At 27.1% G+C, this 20,526-nt stretch carries 21 protein-coding genes and 1 pseudogene; 7 read left to right on the top strand and 15 right to left on the bottom strand.

Annotation, left to right across the window (positions count from 1 at the left end; all coding sequences use genetic code 11):
* Positions 1–487: 487 nt before the first annotated feature.
* The gene (locus tag HF850_RS01590; RefSeq protein WP_169103735.1) at positions 488–1,663 is read right to left on the bottom strand and encodes a DegT/DnrJ/EryC1/StrS aminotransferase family protein; all 1,176 of its coding nucleotides are present in this window, start codon (positions 1,661–1,663) and stop codon (positions 488–490) included.
* A gap of 145 nt (positions 1,664–1,808) precedes the next feature.
* The gene (locus HF850_RS01585; RefSeq protein WP_169103734.1) at positions 1,809–2,996 is read right to left on the bottom strand and encodes a M20 family metallopeptidase; all 1,188 of its coding nucleotides are present in this window, start codon (positions 2,994–2,996) and stop codon (positions 1,809–1,811) included.
* Between the two features lie 162 nt (positions 2,997–3,158).
* On the opposite strand from HF850_RS01585, the gene HF850_RS01580 reads away from it, so the two are divergent.
* A complete protein-coding gene (locus HF850_RS01580) occupies positions 3,159–3,308 on the top strand; it encodes a hypothetical protein (protein ID WP_169103733.1) in 150 nt (49 codons plus the stop codon).
* Between the two features lie 127 nt (positions 3,309–3,435).
* Here HF850_RS01580 and HF850_RS01575 read toward each other — a convergent pair whose 3' ends face one another.
* The 5 genes from HF850_RS01575 to HF850_RS01560 all read right to left on the bottom strand — a co-directional run bounded on the left by HF850_RS01575 (position 3,436) and on the right by HF850_RS01560 (position 6,504).
* Entirely contained in the window at positions 3,436–4,116 is a 681-nt protein-coding gene (locus tag HF850_RS01575; RefSeq protein WP_169103732.1) for a hypothetical protein, read from the bottom strand.
* A 153-nt stretch (positions 4,117–4,269) separates the two neighbouring features.
* Complete coding sequence (locus HF850_RS01570; protein ID WP_169103731.1) at positions 4,270–4,476, bottom strand: hypothetical protein; 207 nt, start codon at positions 4,474–4,476, stop codon at positions 4,270–4,272.
* 204 nt (positions 4,477–4,680) lie between these two features.
* Positions 4,681–4,806, bottom strand: coding sequence for a hypothetical protein (locus HF850_RS15950; protein WP_279285820.1), 126 nt, complete (start codon positions 4,804–4,806; stop codon positions 4,681–4,683).
* Positions 4,807–4,833: 27 nt separating this feature from the next.
* Positions 4,834–5,442, bottom strand: a complete 609-nt coding sequence (locus HF850_RS01565) for a hypothetical protein (protein WP_169103730.1) — start codon at positions 5,440–5,442, stop codon at positions 4,834–4,836.
* Between the two features lie 105 nt (positions 5,443–5,547).
* Positions 5,548–6,504 carry an aromatic acid exporter family protein gene (locus HF850_RS01560; RefSeq protein WP_169103729.1) on the bottom strand — a complete coding sequence of 319 codons (957 nt, stop codon included), beginning with the start codon at positions 6,502–6,504 and terminating at the stop codon, positions 5,548–5,550.
* A gap of 160 nt (positions 6,505–6,664) precedes the next feature.
* On the opposite strand from HF850_RS01560, the gene HF850_RS01555 reads away from it, so the two are divergent.
* Positions 6,665–7,276 (top strand): methyltransferase, encoded by a 612-nt coding sequence (locus HF850_RS01555; protein ID WP_169103728.1) that lies wholly within the window; start codon positions 6,665–6,667, stop codon positions 7,274–7,276.
* 145 nt (positions 7,277–7,421) lie between these two features.
* On the opposite strand, the gene HF850_RS01550 is transcribed toward HF850_RS01555, so the two are convergent.
* The 4 genes from HF850_RS01550 to HF850_RS01535 form a co-directional block, all read right to left on the bottom strand.
* Positions 7,422–8,627, bottom strand: a complete 1,206-nt coding sequence (locus HF850_RS01550) for an NAD(P)/FAD-dependent oxidoreductase (protein ID WP_169103727.1) — start codon at positions 8,625–8,627, stop codon at positions 7,422–7,424.
* A 213-nt stretch (positions 8,628–8,840) separates the two neighbouring features.
* Positions 8,841–9,926, bottom strand: a complete 1,086-nt coding sequence (asd, locus tag HF850_RS01545) for an aspartate-semialdehyde dehydrogenase (RefSeq protein WP_169103726.1) — start codon at positions 9,924–9,926, stop codon at positions 8,841–8,843.
* Between the two features lie 292 nt (positions 9,927–10,218).
* On the bottom strand, positions 10,219–11,022 hold the full coding sequence (locus HF850_RS01540; protein WP_169103725.1) for a tetratricopeptide repeat protein: 804 nt from the start codon (positions 11,020–11,022) through the stop codon (positions 10,219–10,221).
* 154 nt (positions 11,023–11,176) lie between these two features.
* Positions 11,177–11,470: a hypothetical protein gene (locus HF850_RS01535; RefSeq protein WP_169103724.1), complete on the bottom strand. Its 294-nt coding sequence runs from the start codon at positions 11,468–11,470 to the stop codon at positions 11,177–11,179.
* Positions 11,471–11,708: 238 nt separating this feature from the next.
* On the opposite strand from HF850_RS01535, the gene HF850_RS01530 reads away from it, so the two are divergent.
* On the top strand, positions 11,709–12,224 hold the full coding sequence (locus tag HF850_RS01530; protein ID WP_169103723.1) for a DUF4489 domain-containing protein: 516 nt from the start codon (positions 11,709–11,711) through the stop codon (positions 12,222–12,224).
* Between the two features lie 137 nt (positions 12,225–12,361).
* Positions 12,362–13,027 carry a hypothetical protein gene (locus tag HF850_RS01525; RefSeq protein ID WP_169103722.1) on the top strand — a complete coding sequence of 222 codons (666 nt, stop codon included), beginning with the start codon at positions 12,362–12,364 and terminating at the stop codon, positions 13,025–13,027.
* A gap of 69 nt (positions 13,028–13,096) precedes the next feature.
* Here the strand turns inward: HF850_RS01525 and gshAB are convergent, their stop codons facing one another.
* Complete coding sequence (gene gshAB, locus HF850_RS01520) at positions 13,097–15,409, bottom strand: bifunctional glutamate--cysteine ligase GshA/glutathione synthetase GshB (protein WP_169103721.1); 2,313 nt, start codon at positions 15,407–15,409, stop codon at positions 13,097–13,099.
* Positions 15,410–15,860: 451 nt separating this feature from the next.
* On the opposite strand from gshAB, the pseudogene HF850_RS01515 reads away from it, so the two are divergent.
* Positions 15,861–16,297: pseudogene (locus HF850_RS01515) on the top strand (spore photoproduct lyase family protein).
* A gap of 122 nt (positions 16,298–16,419) precedes the next feature.
* The gene (locus tag HF850_RS01510) at positions 16,420–17,145 is read left to right on the top strand and encodes an ATP-binding protein (protein ID WP_169103720.1); all 726 of its coding nucleotides are present in this window, start codon (positions 16,420–16,422) and stop codon (positions 17,143–17,145) included.
* Positions 17,146–17,193: 48 nt separating this feature from the next.
* On the opposite strand, the gene lepB is transcribed toward HF850_RS01510, so the two are convergent.
* The gene (gene lepB / locus HF850_RS01505; RefSeq protein ID WP_169103719.1) at positions 17,194–17,757 is read right to left on the bottom strand and encodes a signal peptidase I; all 564 of its coding nucleotides are present in this window, start codon (positions 17,755–17,757) and stop codon (positions 17,194–17,196) included.
* 191 nt (positions 17,758–17,948) lie between these two features.
* Between lepB and HF850_RS01500 the strand changes: the two genes are divergently transcribed.
* Entirely contained in the window at positions 17,949–19,016 is a 1,068-nt protein-coding gene (locus tag HF850_RS01500) for an SGNH/GDSL hydrolase family protein (protein ID WP_169103718.1), read from the top strand.
* Positions 19,017–19,153: 137 nt separating this feature from the next.
* On the opposite strand, the gene HF850_RS01495 is transcribed toward HF850_RS01500, so the two are convergent.
* Together HF850_RS01495 and HF850_RS01490 are read right to left on the bottom strand one after the other, a co-directional pair.
* Positions 19,154–19,771 (bottom strand): phosphate-starvation-inducible PsiE family protein, encoded by a 618-nt coding sequence (locus HF850_RS01495; RefSeq protein WP_169103717.1) that lies wholly within the window; start codon positions 19,769–19,771, stop codon positions 19,154–19,156.
* 215 nt (positions 19,772–19,986) lie between these two features.
* Complete coding sequence (locus tag HF850_RS01490) at positions 19,987–20,310, bottom strand: rhodanese-like domain-containing protein (RefSeq protein WP_169103716.1); 324 nt, start codon at positions 20,308–20,310, stop codon at positions 19,987–19,989.
* Between the last annotated feature and the right edge of the window lie 216 nt (positions 20,311–20,526).

Below are 20,526 nucleotides of genomic sequence, written 5' to 3'. Positions count from 1 at the left end.
ATATCAGACTTAATTATATTTATCAGTTTAAATAAGACATATTAATTCAATTATCTAACACAAAACACTTTTTTCCATTTTCAATTGTCGTATTATAAAATAATTATTGTTTTTTGTGTATTTATTGTATAATATATGTATAAGTATTGTAAGCCCATACATCTTATGGTGTAACTTGCACCATAGATTTTATAACCCCCACTATATGCTTGTTTATTCCCTTTCTTAAACAAGCATTAAAATAAAAACTCAGCACATAGTGATGCTGAGTTTTTGTTTTTCTTCATTTTCTTGTAGAATAAAATCAAGTTTTTACATTTAAATTTATATATTTATATAATAAAATTAAATTTTCTTGTTCATCATGAATGTCACTTCCTTGTATAGATATTATAAATTTAATATCTATACACTAATTCTAATGTAAATAATTTATATTTTTTATTTTCATATATATTAAAATAAATAAAAAGGGCCTAAGCCCTTTTTATAACATTTCTTTTATAACTTTAACAACTTCTTCTGCTACATACTTAGCATCTTCTAACGCAAGTGTGCTGTATACTGGAAGTGTTATTTCATTTTCATATTGTGCATATGCATTTGGATAATCCTTAATATCATATCCTAAGTTCTTATATAGTGTAAGCATTGGAAGTGGTTTATAGTGAACATTTGTAGCTATTCCTCTTTCAGCTAACATTTGAATTGCTTTATTTCTCTTAGCTTCATCAAATCCCTTAACTCTATATAAGTATAAATGATATGAAGTTTCTGTACCATTATTATCTTTAGTAAATGGTATTATAGAGAAATCTTCTTTACTTAAAACATCATTATAAACTTTGAATATTTCTCTTCTTCTTTCAAGCATTTTTTCATATCTAGTAAGCTGTACATTACCTATTGCAGCACCTATATCTGTAAGGTTACATTTTAATCCATCATTGATAATATCATATTCCCATGCTCCAGCCTTCATTTTGCTTAATGCATCCTTAGACTGACCGTGCATTGCTGTAAATCTCATATATTGAAGAAGATTTTCATATCCCCCAAAATGATTATCATTAAATGTAAGTGCTCCACCTTCTCCTGTAGTTAAATTCTTAACTGCATGGAATGAGAACGAGTGAAAATCACATTGTGATCCAACTGGTTGACCTTTGTATTTTGCACCAAATGAGTGAGCAGAGTCACAAAGAATTATAATATCTTCTCTTCCTAAATCTTTTAATAACTTCTTTAATGCATCATAATCAAAAGGCACCCCTGCTATATCTACAGGCATTATTGCTCTTGTTTTTGGAGTTATTTTTTCAGTAACCTTATCTATATCCATTTCAAAAGTATCTTTTTTAACATCGACATAAATAGGTTTAATTCCTCTATGAACAGCTACACTTGATGTTGCAGTATAAGTATAAGGAGTAGATATTATTTCATCGCCTTCCTTAAAATCAAATACTTTAAGTACTAATTCCATAGCTGCTGTTGCACTATTTAATGCTAATGCTTCATTTACTTTACAGTATTTTCTTATTCCGTCTTCAAACTTAGTAAGTTGAGGACCAGATGTAACCCATCCGCTTCTTAATACTTCGCATACTGCTTGAACTTCTTCTTCACTTATATCTGGTGGCGAAAATGGTATTTTCTTCATAGTAATCAACTTCTTTCATTAATATATATCTTTTCCTATTTGTAATTATTTTTCTACTTTGCTAAAACTGAATATACTTTTTACACGTATATATTAATGTCTAACCTTAGGTAAGAGTCAACTATTATTTTTAAATTTATAATTATTAAGCTTCCAAATAATCCATAGCTGTTTTAATAAATGCCGCTGCTCCTCTATATAAAACAGAATCATCCATCATATACTTTGAATTATGAGCTGGATATATTATTCCATCTTCATATGGTTTAGGATTATATAAACGAAAATAACATCCAGGAATTTTTTCAAAATAAAATCCTGCATCTTCTGCTTCCATACTATAGTCACTAACCACATGGATTTCATCTTCATTAAATATAGATTTTGAAGATTTTAAAAACTGTTCTACCATATTATAATCATTAATAACAGCTGGACATCCACCTTTAAAATCAACTGTACATTTAGCTTTCATAAGACTACTCATTCCAATAGCTAATTCTTCAATTCTTTGTAATACATATTTTCTTATATCATTATCTAAATTTCTTGCTGTCCCTTTAATTTCAACTGAATCAGGTATTATATTATTAGATGCTATACTTGTGTTAATTCCACAAAAACTAATAAGTGAAGGAATGGTTGGCTTTATCTCTCTGCTTAAAATATATTGTATATTATTCATAACCAAATTACCTATTGCAACAGGATCTATACATTCATTAGGTGTAGATGCATGCCCTCCTTTCCCCTTTATTTTTATATTAATAGGATCATCAGAAGCAAACATACTCTTATAACTCACTATAAAATCCCCATTATTGTAATCTCTATTCTTATTATCAACATGAAGAGCTAATATTGAATCAACATTTGGATCTTCTAATACTCCATCATCAATCATAATCTCAGCTCCACCTGGTGCACACTCTTCACAGGGCTGAAATATCAATTTGATTTTCCCATTTATCTTATCTTCATGTTTTTTTAATATCTGTGCAACTGCAAGAAGTATTGCCATATGACCATCATGACCACATGCATGCATATTTTCCGTAGTGGATTTATAATTAATATTACATTCTTCCTTTATTGGGAGTCCATCCATATCTGCTCTTAACGCTATTGTTTTACCTTCTTTTTTTCCTAGTACAGCAGTTATTCCTGAATGTTTTTCATATGTCTTAAACTCAATATTCATTGCACGCAATTTTTCTTGTATATATTGAGCTGTCTTTGGTAAGTTTAATCCTATTTCAGGAATCATATGAAGCTCTCTTCTCCACTTTATAATAATTTCATTTATACTTTTCAATTCATTAACTATTTCCATCTTCAATTCCCCTTAAAATATTATTCATAATTGCTTTGTATAATTATACAATTAAATAGCATGTTTATGCAAGTAATAGAGTATAATTATTTATAGCGTATATTAATTAATTATCTTCATAAAATAAAAGAGAAGATTTTTTTACTACAAGGAGGTTATATTATGAATAAACAAAAGAGTAAATTATCACATGATTTAGCTAAAAAAATGCTAATTGAGGGTGAATCATTTGAAACTATAATGGAAACTACACATCTTAGATTAAAAGACTTAAAGCGAATTCAAAGAAATGAAATAGACCCTCATTTCTAAATTAAAGTACATACTAAATTTTTATAAAAAAATATACCTTTAGGTTAACTTAAACCTAAAGGTATATTTTTTTATATTTATGGGAAGACTAAACTGTTACAGTTTCTCCTTTATCTTCATTATTTTTTTATTCTTTAATTAATAAACCTGCTAATTTTTGTCCAAATGGTAAAAGTAATTGAATAAATGTTCCTATAGCAACCATAGCTATTACTGTTCCTACACCAACAACTCCACCTAAGAAAAATCCGCCTATTAATAATACTGCATCCATTGTTATTCTTACTGTTCTATATTGTGCCTTTGTTAAATCTTGAATAACAAATGGTACTATATCATTTGGAGCTACTCCTATATTACTTGCTGATAATATTGAAAATCCAAGTGCAATTATGAAACATCCAAAAAGCACCAACAACATTTTAACAAAAAAATTATAATTCTCTACTGGGAAATATGAAATAACTTTTACTCCTAAATCAATAATAGGTCCTACTCCAACCATACATATTAATGTTCCTATATTAATACGTTTTCTATCAACAATTAAAATAATTACAGTTAATATAACTAAAATTATCATATTTGCAACACCAGTAGTTACTGTATTACTTCCTGCAATCATCTTAACAAATCCTAAATCCTTTATAGGTGTCTTATTTAAAGCATCTGCAAGTCCTTGAGTGAATACAGTCATAGGATCTGACCCTATTTGTGTCTTTAAAAAAAGTGCTACTCCAAACTGAATTATTGTCATCCCAATAAAAAATAAAACTAACTTCTTTACTAAATTTATCGCTTTGTTCATTTTTTCTTCCCTTCAATTCTAGCTAAACAATCAATGAATATTCATTTCCAATCAAAAACTTTCATTTGTGATTGTTTTCATTCACTGTAGAAACTATAATACACCAAACATTGTATTTTGTCAAAAGGAAATTTCAGTTATTCTCATTTTCATTCAAATTCGTTCACCATCATCATTAAATGCTATCTGTATAATCTGGACTTCTTCTTCTGTCATTTCTGCAAATGCACTTATAAGTTTTGGATCAATTCCTAGCTTTAATGCATTCCTTACAATTTGAATAGCTTTTCTTTGTTCCCCTCTTTTAACTGCTTTCCTATAATCTAATGCTCCCATTATCCTATCCTGATACTTCTCCATACTTATTCTCCCCTTTCTCATCAAAAATATTATATGTTATCAATTAACATTTTTTATAATATATAAATTAAAATGAATTTATTTAACATATAATATTCATTTACATGAGTAAATATTACTTATTAATAGTAAATATTTAAATAGATTTTATTTATTTTTATATTTTCTAAATAAAAACAAGTAAAATTATACATACATATAATTTTACTTGTTTTTCATTTCTTTTTTTATTGATTTTATAATTTTAAAAACTATTCCTAAAACGTATATTACAAGTAATACTAAGAATATTTCTTTATTATCTGCAATAAGCTGCTTTAAAGCTTCCACAAAAAAACTCCCCATCCAAATTAAAATCTAATCATTTGTTATAAATTCTTCAATATCCCTATACTCTTGTGGTATATTTAGAAGACTATAAAGATCATCAAAGAATTTAGTACTTCTATCACTTTTTATATCTTCTTTTACAGGAGCCTCTAAATAGGGTATATCTATTCCATTTTCCTTTAGCATTTCATCTAAGACTTGAGTCATTACTCCTGGTAATGTATCAGTACCTTTATCATTTAAATCTGGCTCCATTGATTCTGTCTTATATTTATTCATCTTATGCTTTCCCCAATAAATACTACAATTAGGGCTTCCCTGAACACCAATGTAACATAAAGGAGTATTTCTATTATTTCTAAGTTCGCATATCATGTCAACATAATTTTCAAGTTCTTTTCTACAGTGCTTTCTAAAAAAAACATTATCATACTGCATTCTCCCCTGAGGATTTCTCATATATCCCATAGCAGTAAATTCTGGACATGGAAGCTGTATTATACTAATATTTTTACTTAGGAAAAAGTCTACAACTTTTCTTATAAGCTTAAATCTTTTTCCTAGTAAATGTACTCTTGTTGATGGATTTAATAGACAATGTGATACTATAATAAAGTATCTAGGTTTTCCAGACATAAAAATCCCTTCTTTTGTATAATTTATTCAAATTATTTTTTCTCCTATGTCTTAAAAACACATAAATCTTATACAAATTCATAGTTAGCACATTTCTATTATTTACTAATACTTATCTTTAAATTCCTTTTTTATTATTAGAAAATCTTCAAGGTCATTTAAAAATTGAAATAATAAAGCTCTATTTTCAAATTCTCTCCTATCTCTAGGAAGCTCCATTTTTTTATATCCTTCTCTTAACAAATTTATCTTTTCTATAAGCTCACGACAGTCATTATCAGCATATATATTTAATGCTACACCATGAGTAAATTCTGATAACATTCTAGTTTGATTATACGTCATGTAAAACCTTGAAAAATGCTTTTTCATCCTTTTTAATGTATCAAATTGAGCAATTCTCATATCTACATAATCCAAATAAAACTTATGGCTTTTAAACAAATAATTCATTGAAATTTTTTGAGCCATTTCTTTTGTCTCTATAAGAATTTTTTCAGTATTCTCAAACACTTCCTTTTCTTCTGTCGGTAATTCCTGTGTAACCAAACTTAGTGAAAAATCTGTCAATATTAATTTATATTGTTCTTCAATTTTAATCCTATTATTCTCGTAATCTTCATCTAGTGATGCACTATATAAATTGAATAACATTGCAACTCCAACTCCAACTACTGTAAGTAATATTTCATTTAATATCCACAAAGCATTAATATTACTACTGGTTAATAAGTGAGTAGATAACACTGTTGCAGGCACCATTCCTTCTACAATATTAAATTTAATTGTAAGTGGAATGAATATCAAAAGAAATAAACCAAATACTACAGGATTGTTTCCTAAGACAATATATAAAACATAAGATAATAATATTGCAATAATAGCTGCAGCTATTCTTTTTATGCTTATAAATACAGCTTCCCTTTTAGTGTCTTGAATACTCAAAATTGCAATTATACCAGATGTAACTCCAAACTTTATTCCAAGATAATTACAGATAAATACTGATATAGTAGCAGATAAAGCCATTTTAAAACTCTTTGACTGTAAATATTTAATCATTTGTTTCTCCTGTTAATTAACAAGTATACTTCTATACTATTATATTATTTTTCTTTGCATAAATACATATGTTAATGTAGAATTTATTTATATTAATAATGCTTCACTTAATACATTTAAATTCATACAAATACACTTTAATATATTGAAAGGATATATAATGACTGAACAAGATTATGAAAAACTTCTTAATATAAAAACTATGGGCGATCAAAAAGTATTCTATGACTCTCTTCATTATCACAGATATGAGCCAACTTCATATAAATGGCTTAATGTATTATGCGAAAACTATGATTTTAACTCTAAGGATACCGTTGTAGATTTTGGTTGTGGAAAAGGCAGGCTTAACTTTTATCTTAATTACTTTTTTGATTGTGCTGTGACAGGAATTGAAATGAATAATTATTTTATTGAATTGTGTAATGACAACAAAACCTCTTACTTAAAAAAGACTAAAAAATCTTCAAAAAATATTAATTTTGTTAACTGCCTTGCTCAAGAATATAAAGTAGACAAAAAAGATAATAAATTTTATTTCTTTAATCCATTTTCTTCACAAATTTTCATAAGTGTTATAGAAAATATTCTTGATTCTGTATATGAAAATCCTAGAACAGTAGATTTAATATTGTACTATTCTGAAGATGACTATATCTATTACTTAGAAAATTACACATGCTTTGAACTTCGAAAAGAAATACCTATGCCTATATTATATGAAAAAGATCATAGACATAAGTATGTTATATACAGAATGGAATTCAGTTAAAATCTCATGTTTTAAGACATGAATTACTCTATTAAATTAATGATAGTTGAAAGTTAAACTATAAATTTATCTAGAAAATTTATACAAAGACATTTTTTTATATTTAGTTTAACCATTCAGCTATCATTTATAGATTTTAGCCCCCTTAAAAATCACTACCAGCTAAATACCCAGTAGAAAATGCCATTTGAAGATTATATCCCCCTGTTTCAGCATCTATATCTATTACTTCTCCCGCAAAGAATAAATTATTGATTATCTTTGATTCCATATTTGAAGAATTTATTTCTTTCACACTTACGCCTCCACTTGTTACCTGAGCTGCTTTAATAGATAAAGTCTCCCTTGCTGTAAGTTTCATTGATTTTATATAATCTATAATCTTATTTTCATCTTCTTTCTTTAAATCACTTGCCTTAACTTCTGCTAAATCAAGAAGATTAAAGATTTCTTTTAAAAAATTCTGTGGAAGAGTTCCTTTTAAATTATTAAGTACAGTTTTTGTCGGATTACTTCTTATGATATTTGATAATTCTTCTCTCGACTTATCTTGTAAAAAGTCTAAATTCACTTCTACTTCACCATCAACCAATGCTTTATTTATATATGATGATAATTTTAATACAGCTGGCCCTGAAATTCCAAAATGGGTAAATATCATATCTCCTATTTTCTCATATTTCTTCTTTTTTACTTTTGCAGATATAACAACATCTTTCATTGATATACCTTGAAGACCTTTTATAAAATCTTCTTTTATAACCAATGGTATTAATGCTGGATAGATAGGAGTAATTGTGTGTCCATATTTTTTTAATACCTCATACATAGAACCATCTGACCCAGTGTTAGGAAAGCTTTTTCCTCCCGTAGTCACTATTACCTTATCTCCAAAAATTTTATTTCCACTTTCAGTTACTACACCCTTAACAATAGTATCTTCAACTATAATATCAGTTACTTTAGTATTATACTTAATTTGAACATTGCTGTTTTTCAAATCATTTTTAAACATTTCTATTAATTCATAAGCTTTATCACTCTTTGTATAAATTTTTTGATCAAGTTCTTCTTTGTATTCAAGTCCATGTTCATTTAAATACTCAAGCATTGAATAATTTGAGAATGTATATAATGCACTATATAAAAACTTCTTATTGTTAACTATTTTATCAAAAAACTCTTCAATATCTCTATTATTTGTGATATTACATCTTCCCCCACCAGTAAGCTTAAGTTTTGCGCCAATTTCATTATTTCTCTCTATTAAAATAACATCATTATTTTTTGCACTAATTAGTGATGCCATTATTCCAGCTGGCCCTCCACCGACAACTATAACCTTTGCCATAAAAACACCTTCCTAAGTTTCATTTGTTTCTTATGATTATAACATAAAGTTATTTTTGTTTATAGTTATCACCTGTATACATAATCTTATCTGAATCTTTATTTTTAGTTTTCTTACTTATGTTTATATTAAATCAAGTCTAAAAATAAATAAAAAAATACCTTAGGAATAAAATGTTTCTACTCTTTCCTAAGGTATTAATTAAATATTACTCTACTTTGCAGTTATATATCCACATGCAGTTAAATATTCAGCTGATAAAACTCCGCCACCTGCTGCTCCTCTTAATGTATTATGTGAAAGACCTACAAATTTATAATCAAAAATTGTATCTTCTCTAAGTCTTCCTACTGAAATTCCCATTCCATTTTCATAATCTCTATCAAGCTTTGTTTGTGGTCTATTATCTTCTTCCATATATCTTATAAACTGCTTTGGTGCACTTGGAAGATTTAATACTATATCAGAAGCTTTATAATTATTCCAAGCTTCTATCATCTGTTCTTTAGCAGGCTTATTTTTAAACTTAACATATGTTGCAGCCAAATGACCATCAGCAACTGGCACTCTTATACATTGTGCTGATATAACTGGTTCTTTAGCATCAACTATAACTCCATTTTCAACTGTCCCCCATATTTTTAGTGGTTCTAATTCACTCTTTTGTTCTTCTCCACCTATATATGGAATTATATTATCAATAATTTCTGGCATTTCATTAAATGTTTTTCCTGCTCCTGAAATTGCTTGATAAGTACATACAGCAACACTTTCTATTCCAAACTCTTTTAATGCTGTTAATGGTGGAACATAACTTTGAATTGAGCAGTTAGGTTTTACTGCTATAAATCCTCTTTGTGTTCCAAGTCTCTTCCTTTGAGTTTCTATTACTTTAACATGGTCACCATTTATTTCTGGTATAATCATTGGAACATCTTCAACATGTCTATTTGCTGAGTTATTTGAAACAACTGGTGTTTCACACTTAGCATATCTTTCTTCTAACTTTTTAGTTTCTTCTTTATTTAATGATACTGCACAGAACACAAAGTCAACTTTATTACAGACTTCTTCTACATTGTCAGCATCCATAACTATCATTTTCTTATATTTTTCAGCCATTGGTACAGCCATTTTCCATCTATCGCCTACTGCATCTTCGTATGTTTTTCCACTTGATCTATTACTAGCTGCAAGTGCAGTTACCTCAAACCATGGATGATTGTCTAATAGGCATAAAAATCTTTGCCCAACCATTCCAGTTGCCCCTATAATACCAACTCTTAATTTTTTTTCCATTTCAAAAACCACCTTTATTCAATTATGTTTGTCTATAATTTAAGCATTCTATTCTATAGATATGCTGTAAACAAATACCCCAAATATTAAATTATAAAAAGTTTCTTCTTTATAATAGTATAATTCATTTGTTTGTTTAATTGTGCTATTTTATTTTAGAATTGTCAACCTCCAAAACAACATTTTATAGTTTTTTTGTCAGAAATATCATAGCACATCTAATTATTTTAGTAAAATAATTAATATATTAAAAAGTTTCTTACCAAACTTAGTTTAGTAGGAAACTTAAAATCTAATTTTCAAATTTTTGCTCTATTATACTTCTTGCTTTTTCTAATCCATGCTGAGCAGCTCTTTTATACCATTCATATGATATTCTCAAATCTTTTTCTGTACCTCTTCCATTGTAATACATAGAACCCAAATTATATTCTGCATAAGCATATTCCATTTTAGCTGCTTCTTCATACCATTTTAATGCAGCTTTATAATCTTTTTCAGTCCCAAGTCCTTCTTCATACATATACCCAATAGTATTCTGTGCTTTCATATATCCTATCTTTGCACTTTTCATATGATATTTAAACGCATTTGTATAGTCTCTTTCTACACCTTTTGCATACATATACATGTTACCTAAATTATACTGTGCAAAATAATCATCCATATCAGCTGCTTTTTTATACCACTTAAACGCCCTGATATAATCTACAGGTGTACCTTCACCATTTTCATACATACATCCTAAATTACACATTGCATTTACATTTCCCTGTACAGCAGATTTTTCATATAAATTTATAGCACTTTCATAATTCTTAGGTGTTCCCAAGCCACAATAATACATGTCTGCTAAATTATATTGTGCAACATCATATCCAGATTTAGCTGCTTTCTTATACCATCTTATAGCTTCTTCATAGTTCATTTCTACATTTTCGCCATTATAATATCTATCACCTAGCACATTCTGTGCTTTTGCATTTCCTCTTTCTGCATACTTTTTAAGAGTACTAAAATCCATAAATTCAAACTCTGCTTCTGCATTTTGATAGTAATCTCGCTTTTCATTTAAAGATAATACTATTCCTGTCAAATCAACCTTCTCCCATCACCTTTTAATTCTCATTACCCATTTAACTAATTATTTTATGTTATAATAATATTTACTATACAAAAATAATCAGTATGTTCTCTTTATATCATAAATTATTCTTTTTGACTACAAAAAAATCATATTTTTTATTTTTCTATTTTATAAAATCATTTATATATTTTGAAAAAATAACCCACTTTACAAAGTCAGAAGAGCTCTTTTTCTGACATCTAGCAAGTTTCTTTATTATCTCTTTCTGCTCATCAGTCATCTTGACATAAATACCTTCATTTCTTATCAATTCAAACTCAATTTTTTTCATTATGTTAAGTACATATGGATATATTATACAAAAAATTCTGTTTATCGTTAAGCCTAATTTTCTAAATATATATATAATTTTATTTTTTATAAGCTCTATTATGTCTAATAAAACATTCTTTTTCATAACCATACATCCTCCATTAATATTATTATTAATTTATTATATTATGTCTCCCATATATTTATTACACATTAATAAATCAATACATTATATTTTATACATATAATATTTTAAAAGCCTCCAATTATACTTTTCATATTTTAAAGACACAATTTTTCAACAAATTCATATATATATACTATAAAGCAGAACCAAAAGAAAAACTTTAATTAATAAACTTATGATATATGGAGGTAAACTTATGAAAATGGTAAATGAAGATAGCAGATATGAATCAGACAGAAGAAGCTGTAGAAGAGATGAAAGATGCTGTGGCCAACAACCTGGAAAAGCAATATTAAAATGTGGATCTGGTGGAGTAGGACCATTACCAGTAATCTCTACACCTCTAAGCAATCCTATTCCTGTTGCTAGTGTTTCTATTGATACTCGTGCAATGGAATGCCCTAAAGTTTTATTACACTTTACTTGTCAAATAAACTTACCAGCTGATGCAGGTGTAAACTTAAACTTTATGATTAGCAGAACAACTAATTGCGGATGCCCACAATATATTGGTGGAACATTCACATTCTCTGATTTAGTAGCAGTATTAGAAGCTGAATCATTCTCATTCCAACAATGCGACTGTAACACATGCCAAGATTGTGTAACTTATACAGTTGAAATAGATCCTAGTAGCTTAATAGCAGTTACAGCTGGTGTAACTATAACTAATGCAACTCTTACAGCTCTTGCAGTTGAAGATCTTTGCTAATTTTAAAAGAGAGTTTATTATAAGGAGCCCTTTCACAAGGGCTTCTTTATTATTAAAATATATTTTCCAATGTTCCCATTAAGCCTTTCAATGAATATCATAATATTGTATTTAAAAATCTAAAAAGGATGTACTCAATGAATAGAAAAAAAAATAATTGTAATAATACTCAAGCTGAGTTTTATGTTCCAATGGGAAGAGTAGGCTCATTAGTAATACAAGCCCCCGTTGTTCTATCAATAGTAAAAGTATCTATACCTATTTCTTCAAACATAGACATTTCTGATTCATGTAATGATGTTAGTACTCTTTCAAATAAAGTATTTCTTTCAAAGCCAGTCTTAAGCAATAATTCAAATTTATCTATAGAAGGATATGTTGAAAAGGAAATTGAATATATGACAAATTGCAACCTAAATACAAATATACCTTTTACAGCTACAGTTCCTATTAATTTTTCTATTCTTCCTGAAACTAAAAATTCTACTAATACAAGTAATAATTATTACAAAAAGCCTTACCCAAAAATATCCTTCTCAATAGACTCAATAGATATAGAATCTGATTCATATAAAATGATAAATTGCGCCTATGAAAATTCTATGGTTATATCTATAAAATTAACTTTAGCTCAAAATCAATATGTATTCATTCCTGAACCTGAAGGAGATGTATTATTACAAAACTCAAATGCTATACAATCCAATGATTCACAAGAGAATTTCTATTATACTGTAGGATATGACAGAAATTCTGGATTAATTGCTAATAGAATTACTGTTAAAAATAACAATAATAATTAATACTTTTTATATGTTTAAAAAATAAGATATAGAAAACAAAAATTATAGTTGTTTTCTATATCTTATTTATTATTTAATAAATCCTAAAACTTTTAATACTTCTTCACCTATTTTTCTTTCTTTTCCTTTATATGGATAACAATGAATATGAATTGCTGGATTAAAGTTAAGTTCTATTATTCCATATTTACTGTTTTTATCTTTATAATCCTCAAGCATCATATCAACACCACATATTCTGGCACCAACTGCTTTAGATGCATTTACTGCAATATTTTTAAATTTTTGTGGAATATCATCAGTATAATCTATACTATCGCCACCTGTACTTATATTGGAATTTTCTCTCAAATACACAATTTCATCTTTTTGTGGGATGTATTCAAAATCTTTTCCTTGATTCTTTAAGAATAATGCTGCATTTTCATCTAAATTTATCTTTTCTAAAGGAGTTACATAATGATATCCTCTTAATGGATCTTCATTTTTTATGGCAACAAGCTCTCTGATAGTCTTAATACCATCACCTTTAACATTGGCAGGTACTCTATGAAGTATTCCAGCTACTTTATTATCTATTACTAAAAATCTATATTCTTTTCCTTTAATAAATTCTTCTAAAAGTACTGTATTATCATGCTTAAATGCAATTTCAAATGCTTTTATTATATTTTCAACACTTGTGCCTTCACTAAAAATACTTATTCCTGTTCCAAAATTAGTTGATTTTGGTTTTATTACTATAGGCTTAAATTCATAATCTTTAGCTCTTGCATAAGCTTCATCCATAGAAAATACTTCTATTCCATCCGGAACCCTTATATTATGTTCTCTTAATACCTGTTTAGTAACACTCTTATTTTCCATAATTAATACAGTTACATAATTATCTTTAGATGTCTTTGTTGCCTGTTTTACATATTCAATATGCTCTCCTTTTTGAAGCCTTATAAAGTTTTCACTTTTATCTAGAACAGTTACCTTTATTCCTCTTTTTATTGCTTCTTTCATAAGTATCTGCGTAGAAAGTTCCAAATATTCAAATCCTTCAAGCTTAAATCTATTCTTATATGCTTCTTCCTTATACTTTCTTCCAAGTTCTAAATTAGCTTCTATATATCCCTTATCCTTAACAAGCTTTTCTAATCTATATGCATAAGTTAGTTTTGAATCCTTAACTTTTTCTATCATGTTAAGTATTACATCACTTAATTTCAAATCAAGTTCATCATTAATATGTAAAATTTCGTTTAATATTTCTAATGACCATTCTTCTCTTGATATATTCATTCCATTCTTTTTTAGCATTACATTTTTTTGACCAAATGTAGCTATCTTATCTTGATTAATAACGCCCTCTTCCTGCCATTTACTATAATCATATTCTTCTTTAATAAGCAAGTACAAATTAAATATTTGAAGGAATTTTAAATCTTCTAAGCTTATTCCGCCTTTTTCAAACGGATTAATATCAATACTTCTATATTCTAAATACATTATTCCATCTTCATCAAGAGATTTCATAAAATCTTTGACATTTTTAGGCTTAAGTCTTATTGAACTGTATAATTCCTTATGGCTGTCAATAATACCATCATCAATGAATTTTTTTACGCTTTCAATATATGCATTAGTACTTGAATAATCAGGATATAAATCTATATTATTCTTATATCCACATTCACTATTCCTATAAGAGATTGCTCCTTCATTTGTAAAACTATTTGATGAAATTTCATCACTTAAAGCTTCATATCCACCACATTTATAGCTTTCATCTACAATTCCACTAGCACCCAAAAGATATATTTCAAGCCATCTATAACGCAAATAATTTCTTGCTATTTTTAAGTAAATATTATTTTTAAATTCTTTGAATGAAATTTCATGTACACTATGTTTATATAATTTCTTTAAGAAAGAATCTTCAAATGAAAAGTTATAATGTATTCCACATATAAGTTGCTTTTTTCCACCATACTTTTTAATAAGTTTCTCTCTATATTTCCTTGCATTTTTTCCAGCTTCACTATCATCATACTGTGCTATTATAATTTGATCATCAGATGGGACTATACTTGGCATTGATTGAGGCCATAAATACTCATCTCTGTCAAGTTCCATTGCTGTTATATCATATAATGCATTGCTGAAACTATACACTTCTTGAGGACTTTTAAGAGGTGGTGTTATCATTTCTACCTGGCTTTCAGAAAAATCAGTAGTAATGTATTGATTACTTATTTTATCACCAAATATACTAGGGTGAGGTTTCTTAGATACTCTCCCCTCATTATCTACTCTCAATGATTCTCTTTCTATTCCATAATTTCCTTGAAGAAGTTCATAGGACGTAAAAATCTTCTTAATTTTTTCTAACATTTCACCAATACTCCTTAATTAACTAAATTTGATTCAAAAAATCATATATATTATTTGTAAAAATACACAAATCAATATTTTACTCTATTAATAACTTATATTCTTGACTTTTTCACATTATTGCGTTTTTAGTAGCTAAATCAAGAAGAAACAATATAATTTTATTTGCCTTAACTAAGTTCAGCATCCACATTTTATATTTCTTATTCATTATTATGATATTACAAAAATTTTTTTCGACATATACATCAAATATAATATAACAAAGTTTAATTTTATTCAATATAATTCTATACTGGTAAAACAAATATCATTTTACATGTAGTTTGCCACATTTATATATGCATTAACATTAGATTTTATGATATATTTTTTCATTATATATAAACATGTATATTATTTCTTAATTACACAAAAAATATATCTATAATTTTTAAATGAAGTGAAGCCAATGTTTGTCCCTAACAGAATACTTTTTGAAAAAAATTCTTTAGATTATGAAATAGGGAATAATATTTTTAATACCTTTAAAGACAATCCTAAAGTAGAAATAATTAATATGTCGTCAAATAAAATAAAAAGTCATATACCTGGAATGAAAGATTACCTCAACTTACAATTTTTGAAGGTTCAGCAACATTTGATCCTGTTCCTATTACATTTGAAGTAATTTCGCACAGATATACGACTAGAGCAAAAAATGTAATTAACGAAGTTTTTCCTGATAATACACTTCCTATGAATGATGATGAAAGAAAATATAAGTATGGACAATTTGGATATGGAAAATACGTCTATACAAAAGAACAGCTTGCTGAAATGAAAACATTTTTCACTGATAATATAAATTCCATTTTTGAAAATAAAATTATTAAATATATAATTTAATAATCTAAAATAATATCCTCATTAAATAATTTTAATTTATGTATAATATCATTTAATCTAATAAAATATAAATTTTACTCTTTATATGTTATAATAAATAAAAAAATGGAGGATATTAACTAATGCAGAAACTTCTTAGTAAAATGCGTCAAGCAATTAATGATTTTAATCTTATAGAAGATGGAGATAAAATTGCAGTAGGTCTATCTGGAGGTAAAGATAGTCTAACACTTTTACATCTTTTAAATTTATATAAAAAATTCTCACCACAAAAATTTGAACTTATAGCTATAACTCTAAATCCAGGTGATGTAGATAACAGTCCTCTTCATAAATTATGTAAGGAAATTCAGGTGCCTTTTTATGAAATTCAAACAGACATTCAAAAAGTAGTTTTTGATATAAAAAAAGAAAAAAATCCATGTTCATTATGTGCAAAACTTAGACGTGGAACTTTAAATTCAACTGCTCAACAGCTTGGCTGTAATAAGGTAGCACTTGGTCACCATAAAGATGATGCCATAGAAACCCTTATGCTTTCTATTTCTTATGAAGGACGTATAAATTGTTTCTCTCCTAAAAGCTATATGGATAAAGAAAATATCACTTTAATCCGACCTATGGTATATATTACAGAAAAATCAATAAAAAATGTTGTTAAAAAATACAATTTTCCTGTAATTGAAAATCCATGCCCTGCTGATAAAAAAACAAAGCGTGAAGATATGAAAAATCTTATCTATGAGCTTGATAGCAGAATACCCGGCTTTAAAGATAATCTTTTTGGTTCTCTTACTAACTCTGAACAATTCTTCATATGGGATAAAGAAAAAATACGTGAACAATAAAAATAAATGCTGTATCAACTTTTCAAAACGTTAATACAGCATTTATTTTTATTTTATAACTCCAAAATCTTTAATAGGATAACATTTAATTTTTGCTTTTCCTACAATATCTTTTTTATCTATATAAGGTTCTTTCCAATACCTAGAATCATATGATACAGGCCTGTTATCACCTAAAAAAAAGAATTTACCACTAGGAACTTGAAATGTTCCATTATAGATTTTATTTTCTTTAACATAATCTTCTTCTAATTCTTTTCCATTTACTTTTACTACACCATCAGTTATTTCAATATTATCTCCTGGAACACCAATCAACCTTTTTATAAGCCTTTCATTAAGTTCTTTTGAGTAAAATACTATAACATCTCCACGTTTTATATTGTCTGTATTAAATACTCTTGTCACAATAATTCTATCATTAACATTTAATGTTGGTACCATAGATTCACTTGGTATTTGTGTATTTATTATTATGAATCTATTTATCATTATAGAAAGAAAAATTGCAGCAAAAACTGGAATTATCCACTCCATAAAAAACTTTCTTCTTTGTATTTTAATTGATTTTCTAGACTTCTTTTTATTTTTTACTGCTAAAGACTGCCCCATTGGTTTCTCCTTATTTACAAACTTTACCACATAAAAAATTATATCACATTTTAAAAATTATATTAATAATATTGATTAAATATTTAATATTATATTTACTTTATTTTACATTTTGCATTTACTTTTCATAAATCAAATTTTAAAATTTATTTATATATTAATATTTAAATGTGAATTTAAAGGTGTTTTATATGATCAAAACTTTTAAACCAACAGAAGATAATTTTAAAATTTTAGGAAGAACAGAAACTATAGATGATATTTTATATATAGATTATTCGTGCAGTGGTATAGAATTCGAATTTACTGGCTCTAGATTAGACATTACATTATGTTCAAATTGTGATGCTTATGAAGATACTTTCAAAGCTTGTGTTGCTATATTTATAAATGATAACGAAATTCCTCACAAAAGATTTATAATCAATATTAAAGAAAATAAATATACCTTATTTGAATCCAAAGATATTCAAACTGTAAAAGTAAAGTTTATAAAAATGTCCGAAGTAGCATTTGCTAAGCTCGGTATAAAAAGCATACAAATCTATGATTTTAAAGAAATAAAAAAAGTTGCAAATAGTAAAAGAAGAATTGAATTTATAGGTGATTCTATAACATGCGGATATGGAAATGAAGGAAAATTAGATGTTGATGAATTTAATACTGCTCAAGAAAATCCTTGGATGGCCTATGCTTCAAAAACTGCAAGAAAACTTTCTGCTGACTATAATCTTGTAAGTTGGAGTGGAATTGGAGTAATTTCATCTTACACCGAAGAAAATGTCCCAAATGACGAACTACTCATACCCAAACTTTATAAATATACAGATATGGATTTAGATAAAATATTAGGAATTCCTGAAAATCAATATAACATATGGAATAATTCAAAATTCATTCCTGACTTAGTTGTAATAAATCTAGGCACTAATGATTTTAGTTATACTAAAGATATTAAAGAACGAATTAACTACTTTGAAAAAGGATATTTAAGCTTCTTAAAGCAAGTAAGACAAGCTAATCCTTCATCGACAATATTATGTATTTTAGGGGTTATGGGAGATGATTTATACCCTTCTGTAGAAAAATGTGTTTCATGCTTCTCAAAGGAATTTCATGATAATAATATTTTTTCAATGCATTTAACTCCACAAAATGAAGCTGATGGTATAGGTACAGATTCTCATCCAAGCCTTATTACTCATGATAAACTATCAATAGCTCTTGTAAATAAAATAAAAGAAATAATGAACTGGTAAGAACTATGACACTATTATCCAATCCTAATGTTCAAATATAAGCAACTTTTGTTAACCTATAAATATCAGCTAAATTAACATATAAATAAAAATTGAACTGATGTATTTAGTTATTCATCAGTTCAATTGATATAAAGCTAGTCTAGTGATTTAATAACTTCTACTCTAGTTACTTCATGATTTTTCATTTTTGCAATTTTAAGTGCAAAGTCTGAATAATAAATACACACTCCTGTTCCTAGCTTAATATTTCTCTTTTCTACTTCTTTTAATATAACTTCTTCAAGAGTTTCGTGACCTTCAAAAGGAATATCTACATGTTCAAGAAGATTAATTCTCTTAACTCTTTCACTTCCTCTATATACAGCCTTTTCAGTTACATTCTCAAAATTATGGAATAGATATTTTCTTGTAGCAAATAATATTCCTATAGATATTATACCTATTAAATTTTCTATAGTTGAAGTATGCTCTACTATAAGCTTTCTTGCTATCGCAAACAATAATACTTCAATTACAGTATCAGGACTATGCTTACAAAGCATTTTTATAAACTCTATTCCTATTACAAGATTAAATGCAGAAGCTAATAATGTATTAAATAGCTCTGTATTTGTAGGATTTAATACTAAAATCTTTAAATCTGCAAATAAAAATATAACTAATACAGCTATGCTGAAAGCAAGCAATACTCCAATAACAGTTTCTAATATATCAGCAAAACCCAATATATACCTTTTTATTCTACCACTCATCTTTTGCACCCCTTTACTTAATAGTCATTTAATTGTACACTAATATCTGCTATTTTTACAATATATAATCTCAATAATGTAATTTAAGATATAATAAATATTGCCCATTCCATAATCACAGTTTTTCCTATAATTATAGAATGGGCAATAAATTTATTAATTTATCTATGTATTTATACTAACTACTATATTAAAACACTTATGCATACAAAAAGCTATTTATTTATCATATTACTTCCAGTATACCCCATTATACCTCCAGAAACATTTACAACATCATACCCTTCTTCTCTAAGCTGCATACATGCCATTGCACTTCTAGATCCAGAACGACATAATAAGTAATACTGTTTATCCATATCCATATAATCTTCTGGATTCATTAATAATTCTCTCATAGGAATATTCTTTGCAGTTTTTATACTGCCTTCATTATATTCATTCTCCTCTCTTATATCTATTAGTTCAATATTGCCTAATAATTTATCAATATCATTTACATTTATACTCTCTTTATTTGTTTTATATAATCCGTTCATAATCTTTCCTCCTAATGTTTAAAAAGCATTAAGAAAAAATACTCACAATTCTATTCTATTAATATTTTTTCTCAATATATTCATACTAATTATATAGGAATTCTAGATTTTTTTCTACAATAAAAATGAACCTATGAATTCTCATTATCCATAAGTTCATCTTATCTTAACAACATAGCTGCATATTGCACTTATCTTAATAATTAATTTTAAATT

Origin of the sequence: Clostridium sp. SM-530-WT-3G (genome assembly GCF_012843905.1) — a bacterium.
In the GTDB taxonomy this organism is placed as follows: Bacteria; Bacillota; Clostridia; order Clostridiales; family Clostridiaceae; genus Clostridium.
The sequence above is the reverse complement of the archived record's forward strand: the minus strand, read 5'-3'. Positions and strand labels throughout refer to the sequence as shown.

Coding starts and splice junctions, on each gene's coding strand:
- HF850_RS01530 (WP_169103723.1), top strand. CDS start 11,709: ATGAAAATGGTAAATGAAGATAGCAGATATGAATCAGACAGAAGAAGC.
- asd (WP_169103726.1), bottom strand. CDS start 9,926: ATGGAAAAAAAATTAAGAGTTGGTATTATAGGGGCAACTGGAATGGTT.
- gshAB (WP_169103721.1), bottom strand. CDS start 15,409: ATGTTAGAAAAAATTAAGAAGATTTTTACGTCCTATGAACTTCTTCAA.
- HF850_RS01510 (WP_169103720.1), top strand. CDS start 16,420: ATGCAGAAACTTCTTAGTAAAATGCGTCAAGCAATTAATGATTTTAAT.
- HF850_RS01535 (WP_169103724.1), bottom strand. CDS start 11,470: ATGAAAAAGAATGTTTTATTAGACATAATAGAGCTTATAAAAAATAAA.
- HF850_RS01575 (WP_169103732.1), bottom strand. CDS start 4,116: ATGAACAAAGCGATAAATTTAGTAAAGAAGTTAGTTTTATTTTTTATT.
- HF850_RS01550 (WP_169103727.1), bottom strand. CDS start 8,627: ATGGCAAAGGTTATAGTTGTCGGTGGAGGGCCAGCTGGAATAATGGCA.
- HF850_RS01490 (WP_169103716.1), bottom strand. CDS start 20,310: ATGAACGGATTATATAAAACAAATAAAGAGAGTATAAATGTAAATGAT.
- HF850_RS01525 (WP_169103722.1), top strand. CDS start 12,362: ATGAATAGAAAAAAAAATAATTGTAATAATACTCAAGCTGAGTTTTAT.
- HF850_RS01565 (WP_169103730.1), bottom strand. CDS start 5,442: ATGTCTGGAAAACCTAGATACTTTATTATAGTATCACATTGTCTATTA.
- HF850_RS01580 (WP_169103733.1), top strand. CDS start 3,159: ATGAATAAACAAAAGAGTAAATTATCACATGATTTAGCTAAAAAAATG.
- HF850_RS01590 (WP_169103735.1), bottom strand. CDS start 1,663: ATGAAGAAAATACCATTTTCGCCACCAGATATAAGTGAAGAAGAAGTT.
- HF850_RS01495 (WP_169103717.1), bottom strand. CDS start 19,771: ATGAGTGGTAGAATAAAAAGGTATATATTGGGTTTTGCTGATATATTA.
- lepB (WP_169103719.1), bottom strand. CDS start 17,757: ATGGGGCAGTCTTTAGCAGTAAAAAATAAAAAGAAGTCTAGAAAATCA.
- HF850_RS01560 (WP_169103729.1), bottom strand. CDS start 6,504: ATGATTAAATATTTACAGTCAAAGAGTTTTAAAATGGCTTTATCTGCT.
- HF850_RS01555 (WP_169103728.1), top strand. CDS start 6,665: ATGACTGAACAAGATTATGAAAAACTTCTTAATATAAAAACTATGGGC.
- HF850_RS01570 (WP_169103731.1), bottom strand. CDS start 4,476: ATGGAGAAGTATCAGGATAGGATAATGGGAGCATTAGATTATAGGAAA.
- HF850_RS01500 (WP_169103718.1), top strand. CDS start 17,949: ATGATCAAAACTTTTAAACCAACAGAAGATAATTTTAAAATTTTAGGA.
- HF850_RS01585 (WP_169103734.1), bottom strand. CDS start 2,996: ATGGAAATAGTTAATGAATTGAAAAGTATAAATGAAATTATTATAAAG.